We start from the raw sequence: 16,768 nt of genomic DNA, 5'->3' as shown, positions 1-16,768 counted from the left end.
ACAAACCAGCCATTCCATGAAATCCATTCTAATTACTTCCGCTTTTCTGATCGGTATGCTGGGTTGCAAATCCGAGCCGCAATCAGACGCGTACGGCAATTTTGAAGCCGTCGAAACCATCATCTCCGCCGAAGCCACCGGCGCGTTGCAACACTTGTCGGTCGAGGAAGGCCAGACGCTGAAAGCCGGACAAACCGTCGGGCAGATCGATCCCCTTCAACTCCAGCTTCGGAAAGCGCAGTTGCTGGCCAGTCGGCGGGCGGTTTCCAGTCGCTCCCCGAACATTCCGGCGCAACTTTCGCCTTTTGAACAGCAGATTGCCGTTCAGGAACAGCAACTGAAGACGCTCCAGCGCGAGAAAATCCGTACCCAAAACCTGATTGCCGCCGGAGCGTCTCCGACGAAACAACTGGATGACATCGTTGCCCAGATCGACGTCATCGAGCGACAGATTGCCTTGATTCGCCAGCAGCGGGCGGCCCAGCAGTCGGCCCTGACGACCCAGCGGAGCGGAACGCTGTCGGAGGAAGCCCCTTTGGAAGAGCAAATCCGGCAGATCGACGACCAGATCAAAAAAGCAACGATTGTGAACCCCTCGGCGGGTACGGTCACCGTCAAGTTTGCCGAAACCGGCGAGGTGGCCGCTTACGGAAAACCGCTGTACAAAGTGGCTGATCTGGACCAGATCACGCTCCGGGCTTACATCAGTGGCGACCAACTTGTCCGGGTCAAAACCGGTCAGCCGGTGAAAGTGCTGGTCGATGCGCCGAACGATCAGTTCAAAGAATACACCGGAACCGTGACCTGGATTTCGAGCAAAGCCGAGTTTACGCCCAAGGTGATCCAGACCAAAGACGAACGCGTCAATCTGGTGTACGCCCTGAAAGTGAAGGTAAAAAACGACGGCGGACTGAAGATCGGGATGCCGGGGGAAATTCGGTTATGAGGTCGGTTTTCGGTTTACAGTTTACGGTAGCTGACGCATTCTTCGCTGATACAGAAATTCTAACGCGTCAGCCACCGAAAACTGTAAACCATAAACAGTTAAATTATGGATGCAATTAGCATTGAAAACGTCTCGAAATCGTACGGCGACGTTCCGGCGGTTTCCGACATTTCCCTTTCGATCCGGCCGGGCGAACTGTTCGGGCTAATCGGGCCGGATGGCGCCGGAAAAACCACGCTCTTCAAGATGCTGGTGACGCTGTTGCTGCCCGACCATGGCCGGGCAACGGTGGCGGGGTATGATGTGGTCAAAGACTACAAAGCCTTGCGGCAACTGGTGGGGTATATGCCGGGGCGGTTTTCGCTGTATCCCGACTTAAGCGTGCAGGAAAATCTGTCGTTTTTTGCAACGGTTTTCGGAACCACTATCCGGGAAAACTATCCCCTGATTCAGGAGATTTATTCGCAACTGGAACCGTTCAAAGACCGTCGGGCCGGGCAACTGTCCGGGGGGATGAAACAGAAACTGGCCCTGTGTTGTGCCCTGATTCACAAGCCCGAAGTGCTGTTTCTGGACGAACCGACCACCGGTGTCGATGCGGTTTCCCGCAAGGAATTCTGGGATATGCTCCGCAAACTCAACGAACGCGGACTGACGACGCTGGTTTCTACGCCCTACATGGACGAAGCCAGCCGCTGCGACCGGGTGGCCTTTATGCAGACCGGAACCGTGCTGGCGGTCGATACGCCGTCGGCAATTACGAACCGGTTTACCAAACCGCTGTACGCCGTTCGGGCAGCCGATACGTATCAACTCATTCAAGATCTGCGGCTGGCTCCGTTTACGGAATCCTGCTATGCGTTTGGCGAGTTTCTGCACCTGACGGTTCGTTCGGAACGGGTAACTGACGAGCAGATTGGCCGGTATCTGCTGGACAATAACCATCGGAATATTGAAATCCAACCTATTCAACCGGGTATCGAAGACACGTTTATGGCGTTGATGACCCAACCGGAAGTAACAAACTGATAATCATGGAAAAAGCAGTTCATACCCACCAGTTGACCAAAAAATTCGGCGGTTTCATTGCGACCGACGCGATCACCTTCGATGTGGCACAGGGTGAAATTTTTGGCTTTCTGGGCGCGAACGGGGCCGGGAAAACCACGGCGATGCGGATGCTCTGCGGTTTGTTGAAACCATCGTCGGGCGAAGCTACCGTAGCCGGTTTTGATGTCTATCGCCAGTCTGAAAAGATCAAGCAAAACATCGGCTACATGAGTCAGCGGTTTTCACTCTACGAAGATTTGACGGTTCGCGAAAACATCCGGTTTTACGGCGGTATCTACGGTTTACGCCGGGCGGACATTCTGGTGAAAACCGACCAGATTTTGCAAAAACTGGGTATTGAATCCGTTGGCGATTCGCTCGTGGCGTCGCTGCCGCTGGGCTGGAAGCAGAAACTGGCCTTTTCGGTGGCGCTGATTCACGAACCCAAAATTGTGTTTTTAGACGAACCGACCGGTGGGGTCGACCCCATCACCCGCCGACAGTTCTGGGATTTGATCTACGAAGCCGCCCACGGCGGCACGACGGTTTTTGTCACCACGCACTACATGGACGAAGCCGAGTACTGCAACCGCGTGTCGATCATGGTGGACGGGAAAATGAAAGCCCTGGACACGCCAATGGGTTTGAAAACCGCCTACAACGTGGATTCAATGGATGCGGTTTTCCAGATTTTAGCGAGAGGAACGTCAACGAAATGATACCGGTTTACGGTATTCGGTTTACCGTTTTCGGTAGGCTGACGCGTGCTGGCTGACGTATACAATCAAGAAAGCGTCAGCCTACCGAAAACGGTAAACCGTAAACCGAAAACTACACCATATGAACCGCTTCACTGCATTTGTCAAAAAAGAATTCTTCCACATCCTGCGCGACCGGCGGACGCTGTTGATCCTGTTCGGGTTGCCCCTCGTGCAGGTGCTGCTGTTTGGATTCGCGCTCACAAACGAAATCAAAAACGCCGGCATTGCGATTCTCGACAACGACAGAAGCCCGCATTCGCAGCAGATTACCAACAAGTTACTGGCTTCCGGGTATTTTCAGTTGCGGGAAAACCTGCGCTCGAACGACGACATCGAACGGGCGTTTCGGAAAGGGACGATCAAACTGGCGGTGGTTTTTCCGGCCGGTTTTACGGAAAACTACGAACACGGTCGCAACACCCAAATTCAATTGCTGGCCGACGCCACCGAGCAAAATACTGCCATTAGCCTGACCAATTATGCCACGGCGATCATCCGCGATTACACCACAGACCTCAACCCGACCATTCAGCCGCCGTTGACCATCGACGTCCGCAGTCGCATGGTGTTCAACCCCGAACTGAAGGGCGCGTTTGTGTTTGTGCCGGGCGTGATGGCGATGGTTTTGCTGCTGGTGTCGGCCCTGATGACCTCCGTTACCATTGCCCGCGAACGTGAAACCGGGACGCTGGAAGTGCTGATGGTATCGCCACTGAGTCAGGGACAGATTTTGCTGGGGAAGGTCGTGCCGTATCTGTTGTTATCATTTCTGAACGGCTGCATCATCATCGCACTCGGCGTTTTTGTCCTGAAAGTGCCGCTGAATGGCAGTCTTTTGCTGTTATTGTCCGAAACATTGCTGTTCATCTTTCTGTCGTTATCGATCGGTATTTTTATCTCGTCGATCGTTGACACCCAATTGGTTGCCATGTTTGCGTCGCTGATGGCGCTGTTGCTGCCGACCATTTTTCTGTCAGGCTTTATGTTTCCGATCGAAAGTATGCCCAAACCGCTTCAGATCGTTTCCAACCTCATTCCGGCGAAATATTTCATCAACATCGTGAAAGGAATCATGATCAAAGGTGCCGGTTTTCGGTATCTCTGGCAACCCACGCTGGTGCTGGTCGGGATGTCGGTTTTATTCATGGGCCTGAGCTTACGTAACTTAAAAACCCGACTGTCATGAACCGGATTTGGTATATGGTTGAAAAGGAAATCCGCCAGCTTCGCCGGAATCCGGTGTTGCTCCGGATGATGGTTTTTACCCCGATCATGCAGTTGATCCTGCTGTCGTACGCGGCCAATTACGAGGTAAAAAACCTGAACATCGCCGTAGTCGACGGCGATCATACGACGTATTCGCAGCGGCTCGTCGGCAAATTCCGGCATCTCGATAATTTTAAGCTGACCGGTTATTTACCATCGGACAAACAGGCCCGGCAAACGCTGCTGGCGGGTGATGCCGACCTGGTTCTTGTCATTCCGCCCCATTTTGAGCGCGATCTGGCAAAGGCAGGAAATGCCTCCGTTCAGTTGCTGCTCAACGCCATCGACGGTTCCAAAGCCGGCATTGCCAACGGCTACTCGACGGCCATCATCCGGGATTTCAGTGCTGATCTTTTGGCTGAAACGAAGGTGATTTCACCTGGAACAGATCAGGCATTATCCATTGAAAATCAGTACTGGTACAACCCAAAACTGGAATACAAAACGTTCATGGTGCCGGGTGTTCTGTTCGAACTCCTGTTGCTGGTGGGCGGGTTGGTGTCGGCCCTCAACATCGTGCGGGAAAAGGAAATCGGGACGATGGAGCAGTTAAACGTAACGCCCATCCGCAAGCACGAGTTTATTCTGGGAAAATCGATTCCGTTCGTGATCGTCGGGCTGGGTTTATTCACGGTCGGTTTGCTGCTGGGGCGATTTTTATTTCAGATCCGGATCGAAGGCAGTGTTGCGTTGATGTACGTTTTTGCCCTTCTTTTTCTGATTTTGTGCGTGGGGCTGGGCCTGCTGATTTCCACCCTGGCCGAAAACCAGCAACAGGCATTGTTCGTCTCGTTTTTCCTGTTGGTACTCTTCATTCTCTTGAGCGGTTTGTTTGCGTCGACCGAGAATATGCCGGTCTGGGCGCAGTGGCTCAATTGGCTTAACCCGCTGAAATACATCATTGAAGTGGGCCGGAACGTCATGCTGAAAGGCAGCACCTTCGCCGATGTCAGCCGTCAGTTTTTCGTGTTGGCGGGCATGGCCGTCGGGCTGTTGCTGCTGGCGTCGTGGCGGTATCGAAAAACGGTGTGAGACGCACTGTTGTTACACAGAGTTAATCAGAGAAAGGGGAGTTTATCAGAGTTATAGAACAATTTCTCGGATAAACTCCCTTTTTCTCCGATTAACTCTGTGTAACAACTTTTCAAAGTAGATAACCACCACCGCCTGCTTTCTGTACCTGAATTCTACTCTTTTTTCTCATGAATAAAGCCATTGGAAGGTACCGCTGGACGATTTGTGCTCTGGTGTTTTTTGCAACAACGATTAATTACCTGGATCGGGTTGTCATCAGTTTGCTGAAAGGCGACCTGGAAAAAGATTTTAACTGGTCGGAATCAGACTACGCAGATTTGGTGGTGGTTTTCCAGCTCGCCTACGCCTTTGGGATGCTGGGTGCAGGAAGTCTGATCGATAAATTCGGAACCAAGATAGGCTATACCATTTCGCTAACCGCCTGGAGTATTGTGGGTGTGTTAACTGCTTTTGCCAAAACAACCTTCGGCTTTGGCATTGCCCGGGCCGGTTTGGGATTGAGTGAATCCGGTAACTTCCCGGCGGCTGTGAAAACGATTGCCGAGTGGTTTCCCAAAAAAGAACGTGCGCTGGCCACCGGTATTTTCAACTCCGGTACCAACGTTGGTGCCATCCTGGCGCCCCTTTCCGTGCCGTTCATCGCCGAATTCTGGGGCTGGCAATGGGCCTTCATCATCACCGGTGCGATTGGGTTTCTGTGGTTGATCCTGTGGATTACCATATACGATACGCCCGCGAAGCACAAGAAAGTCACCCCGGAAGAACTGGCGTACATCAACAGCGATCAGGATGAGCAAACGGAAGATCAAACTTCGACCGAAAAAGTCTCCTGGTTTAAACTCCTGACGTTCCGCCAAACCTGGGCATTCGTGATCGGGAAAATGCTCACCGACCCCATCTGGTGGTTTTACCTGTTCTGGTTGCCCGCCTTCCTGAAAGCCGAGTACGGACTGGAAGGCAGTGCCGCATCGCTGCCGGTGGCCGTGGTCTACACGATTGCCAGTGTCGGCAGTATTTTTGGCGGCTGGTTGCCCCTGAATCTAATTAAAAAAGGATTTCCGGTGTTTCGGGCGCGGAAAACGTCCATGTTCATTTATGCCCTTTGTGCCATTCCGGCGGTTTTTATCCAGTATCTGGGCAGTATGGGCCTTTGGCTGGCGGTTTTGAGTATAGGGTTTGCTACCTCGGCCCACCAGGCCTGGAGTGCCAACATTTTTACGACGGTTTCGGACATGTTTCCTAAAAAAGCCGTGGCCTCTGTCATCGGGATTGGCGGTATGGCGGGTGGTTTGGGCGGCATGGCCTTTTCGAAACTGGCGGGAAAACTGTTCGATCATTACAAGGCACTCGGGCACCTGGAAACGGGCTATTACATCATGTTCCTGATCTGCGGTTTTGGGTACCTGCTGGCCTGGCTGATCATGCACCTGCTGGTTCCACGCTATAAACTGATCGAACTCTCCAGTTCAAGTGCGCCGGTAGCCTGATGGTTTACGGTTTACGGTTTACGGTTTACGGTTTACGGTGGCTGACGCATTAGGCTTCTTGAGCCAGCATGCGTCAGCCACCGTAAACCGTAAACTGTAAACCGTAAACCGAATACCGTAAACTGAAAACCGAACCAATCCTCTCTTCTTGTTTTCAGATGAACCGAATCGGTATTGTCATTTTTCTGATCATCAGTTTCTTGACTGGCGTTGAAGCGCAAATTGTCCGCAAACCGATTCCGGATAAGCTTGTGGTTTTGACGTTTGACGATGCCCCCGTCACCCACGCGACGGTGGTGGCTCCGCTGTTGAAGAAATACGGTTTTGGCGGTACGTTCTACGTCTGCGAATTCCCGCCCGACTTTGCCGATAAGCAGAAATACATGAGCTGGGAGCAGATGCGGGAACTGGACCGCATGGGATTTGAAATTGCCAATCATACGCTGACGCACAGCAACGTGGCGAAACTGTCGAAAGCACAGTTTACGGCGCAGCTCGACTCCCTCGAAGCGCGTTGCAAAACGTATGGCATTGACCGGCCACTCACCACGTTTGCGTATCCCGGCTACGGCACCAACCCGGTTGCGTTTGAGGTTCTGAAAGAAAAAAACTACCAGTTTGCACGGGTTGGCGGGGCACGGGCTTATGATCCGACGACTGATTATCCGTATCTGATTCCGAGTTTCAGCACCACCGAACCCAACAATTTCGACAAAGAGCGGATTTTCAAGGCCTTTCAGGAAGCAAAAAACGGCAAGGTTGTCGTGCTGACGATCCACGGTGTTCCCGACTACGCGCACGACTGGGTGACGACGCCCCCGGCTATTTTTGAAGCCTACCTGAAATACCTGCACGACAACAATTACAAGGTCATTGCGCTGCGGGATCTGGCGCAATACGTCGATTACAAAGAAGCGCTGCGGGTCATTCCGACGCCCCCGCCCCCGGTTTCGATTCAGGTGGATCTGAATAAGAAAAAAGGCAAAATGGAACCCGTCTGGGCGTGGTTTGGTTACGACGAGCCGAATTACACGTACATGAAAGACGGCAAAAAACTGCTGTCTGAACTGGCCGAGTTGAGTCCGGTTCCGGTGTATGTCCGCGCGCACAGCCTGCTGGTGACCGGCGACGGAAAACCGGCCCTGAAATGGGGATCGACCAACGCCTACACGGAAGATGCCAAAGGAAAACCGGTGTATGACTGGACGATTGTCGACAAGATTTTCGATACGTATGTCGAGCGGAAGATGAAACCGATGGCGCAGATGGGTTTCATGCCGGAAGCATTATCCTCCAAACCGCAACCATACGGCCACGACTGGCAACCCGGACAACCCTACGACAAGATTTACACCGGCTGGCGGTATCCACCAAAAGATTACCGGAAATGGGGCGAATTGATCTACCAGTGGGTCCGGCATTCGGTGAAGCGGTACGGCAAAAAAGAAGTCGAAAGCTGGTATTGGGAACTCTGGAACGAACCCGACAGTCCGTACTGGGGCGGCACGGTCGATGACTACAACAAACTGTATGACTATTCCGTAGACGCCGTTCGGCGGGCCTTGCCCACGGCCAAAGTCGGTGGGCCGCACGTGACGGGGCCGCAGGGAAAACGGGGTGCGACTTTCCTGAAAGCGTTTCTGGAACACTGTCGGAGCGGGAAAAATTACGTCACCGGCAAAACCGGCACTCCCCTCGATTTTGTGGCTTTCCACGCGAAAGGGTCGCCCAAACTGGTCGACGGACACGTTCGGATGAATCTGGGAACCCAACTGCGCGACATTTCCAGCGGTTTTCAGATTGTGGCTTCGTATCCCGAATTCAGCAAGCTACCGATCATCATTGGCGAGTCTGACCCGGAAGGCTGTGCGGCTTGCGGGATGCAAACCAACCCGGAGAACGCCTACCGCAACGGTACGATGTATTCGAGCTACACGGCAGCCGCGTTTGCCCGGAAATACGAACTGGCAGATGCGCACCAGGTGAATTTCAAAGGCGCGGTTTCCTGGTCGTTTGAATTTGAAGGCCAGCCCTGGTTCTACGGTTTTCGCGATCTGGCGACCAATGGCGTCGATAAACCGGTGCTGAACGTGTTTCGGATGTACGGCATGATGCGCGGAAACCGGGTAGAGGTTAGTGGTAACCTGGCCTACCACACGATGGCGATTCGGGACTCCAGCGTTCGGCGGACCGAACCGGATGTCAATGCGCTGGCAACCCGCGATACGGCTTCGAACACGGCGGCTGTGATGGTCTGGAACTACCACGACGACAACGTCCCTTCGGCCGCTTCGCCGGTCGATCTGACTATCAAAGGCTTACCAACCCAGCAGGTGACGGTGACGCAGTACCGGATCGACGAAAACCACAGCAATTCCTACGCCGTCTGGCTAAAAATGGGTTCGCCAAAGCAACCGACGGCGGAGCAGGTTGCGACGCTGGAAAAAGCCGGGAAGCTGGCCCAATTCGAAGCGCCGGCGCAGGTGGCGGTTACCAACGGCACCGTCCGGCTGAAAACCGACCTGCCGAGGCAGGGGATTTCGTTGTATAAACTGACGTGGTAAAGAGAAATTGAAGTTATTTCGCGGAGTTGAGCGGAGGAAGAGGAGCTAAGCGGAGAGAATTAATTATAATCTCCGCTTAGCTCCTCTTCCTCCGCTCAACTCCGCGAAATAATCCTTTAAAACACATGAAAAAATTACTTTTTTTACTTCTTCTCAGCAACGCCCTTCTTGCCCAACCCCGCTGGCCAGCCATCACGCAACAGGCCAAACCCTGGACCCGGTGGTGGTGGATGGGGAGCGCGGTGAACCCGAAAGACCTCACGAACCTGATGACCCAATACCAGAAAGCCGGTTTAGGCGGGGTCGAAATTACCCCCATTTACGGGGTCAAAGGCGAGGAAAAGCAGTTCATCGACTTTTTGTCGCCGAAGTGGATGTCGATGCTGGATCATACCCTGAAAGAAGCCAATCGGATTGGCCTGGGGGTCGATCTGGCGCAGGCGTCGGGCTGGCCGTTTGGCGGTCCGTGGGTGAGCCCGGAAGATGCCTGTAAGTACGTCGTTCACAAGACGTTCACGCTGAAAAGTGGCGAAACCCTCACTGAGCCCGTTACGTACATCCAGAAGCCGATCATGCGGACGGTGGGCGAGAAAATCGACATCAAAGAAGTAGTCGAACCGATTGCGAAAAATCCGAACCTGCAACGTCATGCGTTCGATCAGGTGCGGTTTGAAAAACCGTTGCCGCTGGTCACGATGATGGCGTATTCGGACAACGGCCGGGTCATCAACCTGACCACGAGCGTCGACAGTACGGGGAAACTGAACTGGACGGCACCGGAGGGCACCTGGATTCTGTATGCGGTTTTTCAGGGCTGGCACGGCAAGATGGTGGAGCGGGCCGGACCGGGGGGCGAGGGTGACGTCATCGATCACTTTTCCAAAACCGCCACGCAGAATTACCTCAAAAGATTCGACACGGCTTTTAAAGGACACGACCTGAAAAACATCCGGGCGTTTTTCAACGATTCGTATGAGGTGGACGACGCCCAGGGCGAAAGCAACTGGACCCCGGCCTTGTTCAATGAGTTTGTGAAACGGCGCGGTTACGACCTGCGGCACCAACTGGTGTCCTTCTTTGCAAAAGGAAAAAATGACCGTTACCAGCGCGTGCTGACCGATTACCGGGAAACCATTTCGGAACTGCTGCTCGAAAATTACACAAAAACCTGGAGCGATTGGGCCAAAGGGAAAGGCAAAATCATCCGGAACCAGGCGCACGGTTCGCCCGCGAACATTCTGGACTTGTATGCCATCACCGACATTCCCGAAATCGAAGGCACGGAGATGCTGCGCATCAAATTTGCGTCGTCGGCGGCTAACGTGACGGGCAAAAAACTGACCTCGTCGGAGTCGGCGACCTGGGATAACGAACATTTCCTGTCGAAACTCAGCGACATTAAAAAGGACATGGACCGGTTTCTGCTCGGCGGGGTGAACCACACCTTTTACCACGGCACCAACTATTCCCCGCAGGAAGCTGCCTGGCCCGGCTGGCTGTTTTATGCCGCCGTGCATTTCAATCCGAACAATTCCTTCTGGGCTGATTTTGGGAAGCTGAACCAGTATGTGGCTCGTTGCCAGTCGTTTCTGCAAGCCGGAAAGCCCAATAACGACGTGCTGGTGTACCTGCCGATCTACGATGCCTTTGCCCGCCCCGCCCGGGAACTGCTGCAACATTTCGACGGCATCGAACACGGTTTTAAAGGCTTGCCGGTGGAGAAACACGCCGAGGCACTCCTAAAAAAAGGCTACGGTTTTGACTTTATATCGGACAAACAACTGATGAAGGTAACGGCCATTGGCGGGAAATTGCAAACGGGCGGTGTAATGTACCAGACGATTCTGGTTCCCGAAGCGCAACTGATTCCGCTGGAGACGCTGCAGCAGTTGATGAAGCTGGCGCAAAGTGGGGCGAAGGTGGTTTTTGCCAACGAATTGCCGCAGGATGTTCCCGGTTGGGGCAAACTGGCCATTCGCCAGAACGCGTTTAATGCGCTGATTACGTCGATTAACTTCGAGGATGCCGAGGATGGCGTGCAGAAAGCGCGGGTCGGGAAAGGCGCGTTCTGGGTGGCGAGTGATCTGGAGGCTATGCTGACGGCTGCGGGTGTCAAGCGCGAGAAAATGGTCGATACCGGACTACAGGTCGTGCGCCGGAGCCACGCCAATGGCAACTATTATTTCATTGCCAACTGGGGCAACAAGGCTGTAGACGGCTGGGTGCCGATCAGTGTGGTTGCGAAGTCGGTAGCGTTGTATAACCCGATGACGGAGAAGCTGGGACTGGCCCGGTTTCGGACCACCGGCGGAGTTGGGGAGGTGTATCTGCAACTGGCGCCCGGCGAGTCCTGCATTCTGGAAACGTCGCGAACGGCCGTCAGTGGTCCGGCGTATGCGTATCTGAAACCGTCAGCCGCCGGGACTGAAATCAAGGGAACCTGGGCGATCAATTTCGTTGATGGAGGGCCCCAGTTGCCCACCAAAAAAGAAACCGATCAACTGGCTTCATGGACGGAACTGGAGGGCGACGACGTCAAGAAGTTTTCGGGAACAGCCACCTACACGGTTTCTTTTCCGAAACCGGAAGGAACCGGTGATGGCTGGTTGCTCGATCTGGGAAAAGTGGCCGAAAGTGCTCGTGTTCAGTTGAATGGCAAAGAAATCGGAACGTTGATTGGCCCGACGTATCAGCTTTTTATTCCCAAAGACCAACTGAAACCGACCAATACCCTGACGGTTTTTGTGTCGAACAGCATGGCGAACCGGATTGCTGACATGGACCGGGGGCACATTAACTGGAAGAAATTTTACAACATCAACATGTCGGCCCGGCTGCGCGAAAACCGGGGGGCGGATGGCAATTTTACCGCTGAAAAATGGAAACCGCTGGCATCCGGCTTGCTCGGTCCGGTGACGTTGACCCCCGTAGTTTCGGGGAAATAGGATTAACCTCTGATCAATCCTATTTCCCCGAGACCACCGGCCAGACCATTCGTTTATTCAATTCAAATTAAAGCACCAGCCCCGCCGATTTCCGGAACCAGTCGATCTCGGCATGGTAGTCGGACACGGCTTTCCGGCGCTCGTCCTCGGTCCAGCCCAATTCGGTGGCCATGAGGTCGGCAACGGTTTCGGAAATCTGGTCGGTGGATTCCCAGTCGGTGAGTTCCAGCCCAAACCGCCGGGCCAGCACGTCCTTGAGGGTCTGCGCCATTTCGGCCCTCACTACAAAAACCACCTCGGCTTTGGTGTGTGGCAAGCGATCCGAAAGCCGCTCCGTCCAGTCGGGCCGGTCGTGCATGAGCTGGGCAATTTCCAGGCTTTCGGTGCCGTACTGCCGGTTCAGGTGTCTGGCAATGGCTTCCGGAACCGCATATTTATTGACCAGTACTTTCCAGAAATCATCCGCGTAGCCTTCGGCCCCGACCAGTTTGATGTGATCCGTAACGCAGGGTTGTTCGGGCCATTGCTGCAATTCATAGAACTTGTCGATGGTGTCTTTCGCCATAAGTCGATAGGTTGTCCATTTGCCCCCAAGAATGCTGACGAGGCCCGATGACGGATCCACTTCAACCTCGTGATCGCGCACCAGTTGCTTGGTATCGGCGTTGGGGTCGGCCTGCAACAAAGGGCGCAATCCGGCAAAACCGGCAATGACCTGATCGGCAGTGATCGGTTTTTCAAAATACCGGTTGACGTAACTGATCAGGTAATCGACTTCTGCCCGCTCGACCACCGGCTCCGATTCGCCCAGTTCAGATTCTGTTTCAGTCGTTCCAATCATCAGTTTCCCGTTATAGGGAATGATGAACACCACGCGTCCGTCGTCGGTTTTCGGCACCAGAATGGCGGCATCCGATGGCATCAATTCGCCCGGCACAATGATGTGTACACCCTTGCTGACCCGCATCCGGATGCCCATTTCGGGGTTTGCCAGCAAACGGATGCGGTCGGCAAACGGACCGGTGGCGTTGATAAACCGTTTGGCCCGCACCCGCAACAACCGCCCCGTTAACGAATCCCGGACGTACAAAACCACCAGTTGACCGGCCGCGTCCTTCTCAAAGGTGCGGGCTTCGGCGTGGTTGAGGGCCACCGCGCCGTATTGCATGGCGGTTTTGACCAGCGACATGTTGTACCGCGCATCGTTTAACTGACCGTCGTAATACAACACCGCACTATGAATTTTATGGGTGAGCGAGGGGTTGCGTTTCAGGGCTTCTTCCTTGTTCAGCCACTCGCTTTTTCCGATGCTCAGGTCGCCGGAGAGCGTGTCGTACATTTTCAGTCCGGCGGTATAGTAGATGCCTTCCATCCAGCTCATACAGGGCGTTAGCAGCGCCAGCGGATGTGCCAGATGCGGAGCGTTCCGGATGAGCGTCAGGCGTTCGCGCAGGGCTTTTTTTACCATGTGATACTGGTTCAGATCGGCCTGTTTGACCGCCTGTTCCAGATACCGCACCCCGCCGTGAATCAGTTTGGTCGATTTACTGGAGGTTTCGGAGGCAAAATCGTGCTTCTCGATGAGAATGGCCTTCAGACCGCGACTTTGGGCATCGAGCAGACACCCGGCGCCGGTGGCACCTCCACCAATGATGCAAATGTCAAATTCCTGATTTTCGGCTTCTTTGAGATGGTCGTTGCGCTGCATAATCGAGTTGTTTCGCAGACGGGATCGCCCGTGCGGTTTAGCGGAGAAATGCAAAGGTAAGCAGAGTCTGGTAGTTATTTTCATGCAACTTAACAACCGCTCTACGGGCTTATTGGCAATTTCCTGGTTTGTTTTCTTCGTAGCTCTATTACCTTTGGTTATAACTATAGCTTTATTGATTGTTCCGATGGAAGATTTCCGGTTGAGAGTATTTTACAGCGTCGCCCGTCACCACAGTTTCACGAAAGCCTCTTCGGAGCTATTCATCACCCAGCCCGCCGTTACCAAACACGTGAAGGCCCTGGAGGATATGCTCGGCCTTCGGCTTTTTGACCGGAAAGGCAATACCATTGTGCTGACGCCCCCCGGTGAGGTGTTGTTCCGGTATGCCGGGCAAATCTTCGATCTGTATCAGGAAGCCCTTTTTGAGCTCAATACTTTTAAAAATGACCTGAAAGGCAGTCTGCGGCTGGGTGCCAGTACCACCATCGCCCAATACCTGATTTCTCCCCTCCTGGCTTCCTATTACGAACGGTATCCAACCATCCAGCTCAGTTTGCAAACCGGCAACACCGAGATGATCGAACACGCGGTTTCGGCCAAAGAGATCGATTTGGGCATTGTGGAAGGCAAAAAACACCATGCCGGGTTGAAATACCATGATTTTCTGGAAGATGAACTTGTGGCCGTCGTGCACAGCAACAGTCGCTACAGCCGTCTGAAGGAAATCTCGCTGGAAGAACTGAGTGCCATTCCGATGGTGTTGCGCGAACGGGGTTCCGGTACGCTCGAAGTACTGGAAACGGCACTCCAGGCGCGGGGCATCCGGCCTTCTGCACTAACTGTGGTCATGCACCTGGGCAGTTCAGAAAGCATCAAATCGTTTCTGGAACACGCCAATTGCCTGTCCATTCTGTCCTCCCGCGCCATTGAAAAAGAAGTCAAGAGCGGAGTACTCAAAATTGTCTCCATCAAAGATTTTCGCCTGCCCAGAACGTTCAGTTTCGTCCATTTGCAGGGTTTACCAGAAGGGCTAGCCGCTGGTTTTATGACATTTGCCCGGCGGTACTACACGTCTTAAAACAGAAAACCCTTCAATACATCACTGATTTTAAGCCTTTTACTAATCTTGCAGATATTTATTTCGGTCTAATATGTTACCATTTAGCCATATCATCATCTTAATAGTAACCTTATGCATTTGACCTGACGGGATCACTTCGTTTTTCACTGCCTATGCCCGTAAACGGGAAATGTAAGGGCCTTTCAACTCGAAACGTGTACCAACATTTCCTTTTCATGCAGCTCTGTTCTACCAACACCTTACCAAAATCCTTCGCATCCATCCAGGCATTGCGCGCCCTGGCTGCCCTCCTTGTCACGCTCTTCCACGTATCGATGAAAATGGAGGATGTCGCGATTTATTCCCCCTTCTTGCGATGTTTCAAAGCCGGTTTTGGTGGCGTCGATTTATTTTTTGTGATCAGCGGTTTCATCATTACCCACACCAACGGGTCGAAAATAAACCGACCCGATCAGTTGGTTCCGTATTTAAAAAGACGCTTTGGCCGCATCTATGTCATCTACTGGCTGGTTCTGGTAGCAGCCGGTGTGCTGTTTCTGTGGCTCAATGCCTTTGCCCCTTCGTTAAAATGGCTTTCCTACGGCTTGAATCCCGTCGAAATTGCAAAAGCGCTCACGCTTTTTCCTTTTCATGAGAGCCTGCTCCCGGTTACCTGGACCCTGAGCTACGAGCTTTATTTTTACGTTCTCTTCGGACTGTTGATTGTCTCGCGGTACTTCCTGATCATCCCCGTTCTGCTCATGGGGGCAACACTGCTCAACGGTTTGGCAACCGGGGCCGGCCAGCCCCCGCTGTTCGCATTCAGTCATCATTCTTTCCTGTTGAGTCCTTTCACGCTGGAATTTTGCTTTGGCGTGGCGGCCTACCATCTCGCCCGCCGGAATGCCTTTGACATTCATCCTGTGTTAATGGGATTGGCCGCCGGGCTTTTCTTCCTGACCGGAGAGTGGGCTACCCCCGCCGACTATTGGCTCAGAATCGGCGGATTCGGTTTTCCGGCGATGGTTCTGTTGCTGGGTCTGATCCGTTGGGAGGTGTCGAACCGGTTTTCGTATCCGGACTGGCTGACAAAGCTGGGGGATGCTTCCTATCTGCTGTATTTGATTCACGTTCCCGCCATCATGATGCTTACCCAGGCGCTGATGATTCTGGGGTTTGCCAACTTCGTGGTCGTATCGAATGTCCTGCTGGTTGCGTTCCTGGCCTGGTTCAGTTGGCTGGCGCACCGATGGGTAGAAAAACCGCTACTACACTGGATTCACACGAGCCGACCCAAAATCGTTGCTCCTATAAAAGCACATCCGGAAACGATTCGCTATGAATCGGTACCCGTATCGGTTCTACACACACAAAATGACCAGGCGGCAGCGTTATCCTGAAACGGTCGCGGGATTATTTCTAATCAGAAGCCTCTTTTGAGGCTTTTTTTATTCATAAAAACTCCCGAAGATTGGGTTTTCATCACCTTTTGCTCTCCAATGCGCAACAACCAGTTTTATTACCTCGTCCTGTTCGTTTTAGTTATCGTCGATGCCTGGCTGCTGGCCCATCCGAATTTGATTGGCCAGATCAGTATTTTCTGGTACGACCATGATTACCTTGAAACGCTACCCAAAGCCATGGCCACTGTGGCGGTCACGGTTTTGGTGGCCTTGCTGCTCGGCTTCCTCATCAGCCGGGTCCTGAGTGGTACGCTGGCGGCAGTGCTGGCCGTCACCCTGTTTGTGGTCTGTCTGTTTGCGATTTTTCAAACCTACACCCGGTTTTCGTCCGGTACCTACCAATTGATGGGTTCAGGCTTTAAAACCGGTGCGGTTCTGCTTCCCGTGATTCTGGCAATTATCTTCGGAAAAACGTCGTATGATGTTTTAACGACGAAAACGCCAAAAAAACGGCGGTAACCAGATCAATTTATCACAACG

12 protein-coding genes and 1 pseudogene are annotated in these 16,768 nt (G+C 53.2%); 12 read left to right on the top strand and 1 reads right to left on the bottom strand.

Annotated features, from left to right (window positions below; translation table 11 throughout):
* The first annotated feature begins 16 nt into the window (after positions 1-16).
* The 9 genes and pseudogenes from ACS5NO_RS06355 (at position 17) to ACS5NO_RS06315 (ending at position 12,054) form a co-directional block, all read left to right on the top strand.
* Positions 17-946 (top strand): HlyD family secretion protein, encoded by a 930-nt coding sequence (locus tag ACS5NO_RS06355; RefSeq protein ID WP_439414344.1) that lies wholly within the window; start codon positions 17-19, stop codon positions 944-946.
* 105 nt (positions 947-1,051) lie between these two features.
* Positions 1,052-1,975 (top strand): ABC transporter ATP-binding protein, encoded by a 924-nt coding sequence (locus ACS5NO_RS06350; protein WP_439414343.1) that lies wholly within the window; start codon positions 1,052-1,054, stop codon positions 1,973-1,975.
* A gap of 5 nt (positions 1,976-1,980) precedes the next feature.
* A complete protein-coding gene (locus tag ACS5NO_RS06345) occupies positions 1,981-2,715 on the top strand; it encodes an ABC transporter ATP-binding protein (RefSeq protein WP_439414342.1) in 735 nt (244 codons plus the stop codon).
* A gap of 121 nt (positions 2,716-2,836) precedes the next feature.
* Positions 2,837-3,943, top strand: a complete 1,107-nt coding sequence (locus ACS5NO_RS06340; protein WP_439414341.1) for an ABC transporter permease — start codon at positions 2,837-2,839, stop codon at positions 3,941-3,943.
* The gene (locus ACS5NO_RS06335) at positions 3,940-5,055 is read left to right on the top strand and encodes an ABC transporter permease (protein WP_439414340.1); all 1,116 of its coding nucleotides are present in this window, start codon (positions 3,940-3,942) and stop codon (positions 5,053-5,055) included. The genes ACS5NO_RS06340 and ACS5NO_RS06335 overlap by 4 nt, the downstream gene beginning before the upstream one ends.
* A gap of 170 nt (positions 5,056-5,225) precedes the next feature.
* Entirely contained in the window at positions 5,226-6,545 is a 1,320-nt protein-coding gene (locus tag ACS5NO_RS06330; protein ID WP_439414339.1) for an MFS transporter, read from the top strand.
* 158 nt (positions 6,546-6,703) lie between these two features.
* Positions 6,704-7,153, top strand: a pseudogene (locus ACS5NO_RS06325) (polysaccharide deacetylase family protein); the annotation flags it as partial.
* Positions 7,154-7,462: 309 nt separating this feature from the next.
* On the top strand, positions 7,463-9,109 hold the full coding sequence (locus tag ACS5NO_RS06320) for a GH39 family glycosyl hydrolase (RefSeq protein ID WP_439414573.1): 1,647 nt from the start codon (positions 7,463-7,465) through the stop codon (positions 9,107-9,109).
* A gap of 125 nt (positions 9,110-9,234) precedes the next feature.
* Positions 9,235-12,054, top strand: a complete 2,820-nt coding sequence (locus ACS5NO_RS06315) for a glycosyl hydrolase (protein ID WP_439414338.1) — start codon at positions 9,235-9,237, stop codon at positions 12,052-12,054.
* Between the two features lie 67 nt (positions 12,055-12,121).
* On the opposite strand, the gene ACS5NO_RS06310 is transcribed toward ACS5NO_RS06315, so the two are convergent.
* Complete coding sequence (locus ACS5NO_RS06310; protein WP_439414337.1) at positions 12,122-13,762, bottom strand: glycerol-3-phosphate dehydrogenase/oxidase; 1,641 nt, start codon at positions 13,760-13,762, stop codon at positions 12,122-12,124.
* Positions 13,763-13,949: 187 nt separating this feature from the next.
* Between ACS5NO_RS06310 and ACS5NO_RS06305 the strand changes: the two genes are divergently transcribed.
* The 3 genes from ACS5NO_RS06305 to ACS5NO_RS06295 all read left to right on the top strand — a co-directional run bounded on the left by ACS5NO_RS06305 (position 13,950) and on the right by ACS5NO_RS06295 (position 16,747).
* Positions 13,950-14,843, top strand: coding sequence for a LysR substrate-binding domain-containing protein (locus ACS5NO_RS06305; RefSeq protein ID WP_439414336.1), 894 nt, complete (start codon positions 13,950-13,952; stop codon positions 14,841-14,843).
* A 218-nt stretch (positions 14,844-15,061) separates the two neighbouring features.
* Positions 15,062-16,225 carry an acyltransferase family protein gene (locus ACS5NO_RS06300; protein WP_439414335.1) on the top strand — a complete coding sequence of 388 codons (1,164 nt, stop codon included), beginning with the start codon at positions 15,062-15,064 and terminating at the stop codon, positions 16,223-16,225.
* A gap of 99 nt (positions 16,226-16,324) precedes the next feature.
* Positions 16,325-16,747: a hypothetical protein gene (locus tag ACS5NO_RS06295; RefSeq protein ID WP_439414334.1), complete on the top strand. Its 423-nt coding sequence runs from the start codon at positions 16,325-16,327 to the stop codon at positions 16,745-16,747.
* The last annotated feature ends 21 nt before the right edge of the window (positions 16,748-16,768 follow it).

Origin of the sequence: Larkinella fluvii, from assembly GCF_051857545.1 — a bacterium.
Taxonomy (GTDB): Bacteria; Bacteroidota; Bacteroidia; order Cytophagales; family Spirosomataceae; genus Larkinella.
This window is presented reverse-complemented; position numbering and strand designations above follow the sequence as displayed.

What these genes read in the sequence shown, in the direction of transcription:
- ACS5NO_RS06300 (WP_439414335.1), top strand. Translation starts at nt 15,062, where the DNA reads ATGCAGCTCTGTTCTACCAACACCTTACCAAAATCCTTCGCATCCATC.
- ACS5NO_RS06295 (WP_439414334.1), top strand. Translation starts at nt 16,325, where the DNA reads ATGCGCAACAACCAGTTTTATTACCTCGTCCTGTTCGTTTTAGTTATC.
- ACS5NO_RS06315 (WP_439414338.1), top strand. Translation starts at nt 9,235, where the DNA reads ATGAAAAAATTACTTTTTTTACTTCTTCTCAGCAACGCCCTTCTTGCC.
- ACS5NO_RS06345 (WP_439414342.1), top strand. Translation starts at nt 1,981, where the DNA reads ATGGAAAAAGCAGTTCATACCCACCAGTTGACCAAAAAATTCGGCGGT.
- ACS5NO_RS06355 (WP_439414344.1), top strand. Translation starts at nt 17, where the DNA reads ATGAAATCCATTCTAATTACTTCCGCTTTTCTGATCGGTATGCTGGGT.
- ACS5NO_RS06305 (WP_439414336.1), top strand. Translation starts at nt 13,950, where the DNA reads ATGGAAGATTTCCGGTTGAGAGTATTTTACAGCGTCGCCCGTCACCAC.
- ACS5NO_RS06330 (WP_439414339.1), top strand. Translation starts at nt 5,226, where the DNA reads ATGAATAAAGCCATTGGAAGGTACCGCTGGACGATTTGTGCTCTGGTG.
- ACS5NO_RS06335 (WP_439414340.1), top strand. Translation starts at nt 3,940, where the DNA reads ATGAACCGGATTTGGTATATGGTTGAAAAGGAAATCCGCCAGCTTCGC.
- ACS5NO_RS06310 (WP_439414337.1), bottom strand. Translation starts at nt 13,762, where the DNA reads ATGCAGCGCAACGACCATCTCAAAGAAGCCGAAAATCAGGAATTTGAC.
- ACS5NO_RS06340 (WP_439414341.1), top strand. Translation starts at nt 2,837, where the DNA reads ATGAACCGCTTCACTGCATTTGTCAAAAAAGAATTCTTCCACATCCTG.
- ACS5NO_RS06350 (WP_439414343.1), top strand. Translation starts at nt 1,052, where the DNA reads ATGGATGCAATTAGCATTGAAAACGTCTCGAAATCGTACGGCGACGTT.